Raw genomic sequence first — 2,037 nt, 5'->3', positions numbered from 1 at the left:
GGTCCAGGCAAACCAGGCCGACGACGCCCCCGGCTTCCGCAGCATCGGCTTCCAGATCTTGTCAGCCCCGAGGTCGCCGACGGCTTCGCCCAGCGGCTGCGGCGAGGCCGTCGGCGAGAGCCTCTACGGCGTCGACTGACACCCGCCAGCAAGGGAAGGGATCACCGCATGTCTGTCCCCACCGCCCCACACCGCGCGTACGGTGGCGATACGACCCGCCAGGAGGTGCCGATGAGCGCGCAGCCCGAGGAAGCCCCCGCCCCGCCGGCTCCGGCCGCTGCCGCCCAGCTGCTCGCTCAGCTGCGTGACGACCGCCGCGCCGATACCTGGGTGCCGGCCTTCGAGCGGGACTGGGCGAAGGCCTTGGAGGACTCCCGCCACACCTACAGCCTCACGCCCCTGCACGACGTCGTCCGCACCTGGCAGCTGCGCCTCGCCGCGGCCCCGGCCGTCGACGCCTACATGGACTCCGGCCGGGATGAGACCGGCTTCGTGGACCTGGCCGACGTCCTCGGTGCCCGCCGGTGACCGATCAGCCCTGGGCGGTGCGCCTGTCCCCGCAGGCCGCGAAGACGCTGACCGCGCTGCCCGAGCATGCGAAGGAGACGGTCCGCGACGTCCTGGACATCGCGGTGCGCTCCCCGTGGGGCTGGCCTCAGTGGAACACCGGTGACCCGGAAGGCGAGGACGTCCGCGCCGCGTCCGTCGGCCAGCTCTCCGTCGTCTACGTGATCAACCGGCTCACCCGACACCTGTCCGTCCTGGACGTCATCTGGATCGGGTAGCCACTCCGTAACGGCGTCCTGGCCCTGCAGGGCTACTTGATGAGCGGCCACAGAGCGGCGCCGGTGCCGATCACGGTCGCCAGGCCCACGGCGACGGCGCCGATGCGGCGGCCTGTCGTGCCGAACAGTCCCGGCTCCTCGTCGGCGGCCGGCGCGACGCTGGCGCTGCTTTCCCCGGAGGCCTGGGCGTTGGTCACCACCACGCGGGATCGGTTGCCGTGGACGGCAACGTTCATCGCCTGGCCGATCTGCTCGGGAGTGGGCAGGGGGTCGTGGTCCGAGGGCATGGCGGCGCGCAGCTCACCCACGAGGTCGGCCAGCGCCGTTCGGACCTGGTCGAGAACGCCCATCAGGGCAGGTGCCGCCACGGCCCAGTACAGCTCGGTGATGTGCTGACGGGGATTGCCTATCTCGTGGTTCATGATGCGTACCAGATCAGCGGCCTGCCCCGGCTGAAGCTTCAGGACGTCGTCCGACTCACTGACTCGACGCGCGGCCGCCTCGAGCTCGCCGATCCCCATACGCAGGGGGAGTTCGTTGCTGATCGCGTCACGGGCGATGTCAGGCAGCTGCCCGGGGCTGACCTGCTGGCCCGTCACGAAGCCGTTCATCACCGCCGCGTCGACCTTCAAAGGCGCCATGACAACGCGGTACGACGGGATGTCCGCCAGGTCCACGCCGTCGTAGCCGCGCAGTTCGCGCTGGGCCCAGTCGCGCAGCGCTGCGGAGTTGGCATGGCCTCCGAGCACCACGCACTTGCGCAGGGCTCCGGCCAATGGCTTAGCGTCGTCGAGCACATCCTGCTCGATCTGGGCAAGCAGGGTGCGCTCACGTCGATTCATGCGCTCCATTGTGCGAGCCCCCACTGACAACACGGCTTCACTCTGTGAGGTCACAGGGCTCTGTGCCGCAGGTAGCGCGCCTTACCGGGAGACGAGCACGTCGGTCTAGAAGCTGTCGTGGGCGTGGGGTCTTACAGTCGGCAGGGCCAGCTTGAGTGTGGCAAGGCGTTCTGCAGGGTCCGGGCCTTCGGCGACGATGCGCGTCAGGTCCTCCACTGAGTAGCGGACAAGGGTCGGCAAGCCGACGGCCTCGACCTCATCCGTGCTGGCGAGGTGGAACCCGCACAGCCCGCACAGGAGACCTTCGGCCGTCAGTTCCATGTCGAAGAGCGGGGAGTCCTCGCCCACGGCCAGGAACAGAGCAGCGGCTTCCCGGTCGCAGGCGGGGCACTGTCGCAGGCGGGGCACTG

At 69.9% G+C, this 2,037-nt stretch carries 3 protein-coding genes and 1 pseudogene; 2 read left to right on the top strand and 2 right to left on the bottom strand.

Features of this window, described 5'->3' with window-relative positions; translation table 11 throughout:
• Nucleotides 1-231 precede the first annotated feature (231 nt).
• Together CA983_RS43100 and CA983_RS43095 are read left to right on the top strand one after the other, a co-directional pair.
• Complete coding sequence (locus tag CA983_RS43100; protein WP_086606048.1) at nt 232-528, top strand: DUF6247 family protein; 297 nt, start codon at nt 232-234, stop codon at nt 526-528.
• Complete coding sequence (locus CA983_RS43095) at nt 525-785, top strand: hypothetical protein (protein ID WP_086606047.1); 261 nt, start codon at nt 525-527, stop codon at nt 783-785. The genes CA983_RS43100 and CA983_RS43095 overlap by 4 nt, the downstream gene beginning before the upstream one ends.
• A gap of 32 nt (nt 786-817) precedes the next feature.
• On the opposite strand, the gene CA983_RS43090 is transcribed toward CA983_RS43095, so the two are convergent.
• Both CA983_RS43090 and CA983_RS43085 read right to left on the bottom strand, forming a co-directional pair.
• Entirely contained in the window at nt 818-1,627 is an 810-nt protein-coding gene (locus CA983_RS43090; RefSeq protein ID WP_143645811.1) for an AbiTii domain-containing protein, read from the bottom strand.
• 105 nt (nt 1,628-1,732) lie between these two features.
• Nucleotides 1,733-2,037 (bottom strand): annotated as a pseudogene (locus CA983_RS43085) (hypothetical protein); the annotation flags it as partial.

Source organism: Streptomyces swartbergensis (assembly GCF_002148965.1).
Taxonomy (GTDB): domain Bacteria; phylum Actinomycetota; class Actinomycetes; order Streptomycetales; family Streptomycetaceae; genus Streptomyces; species Streptomyces swartbergensis.
The sequence above is the reverse complement of the archived record's forward strand: the minus strand, read 5'-3'. Positions and strand labels throughout refer to the sequence as shown.

Bases quoted from the DNA above. Each gene is read 5' to 3' on its own strand.
- CA983_RS43090 (WP_143645811.1), bottom strand. From the start codon at position 1,627: ATGAATCGACGTGAGCGCACCCTGCTTGCCCAGATCGAGCAGGATGTG.
- CA983_RS43100 (WP_086606048.1), top strand. From the start codon at position 232: ATGAGCGCGCAGCCCGAGGAAGCCCCCGCCCCGCCGGCTCCGGCCGCT.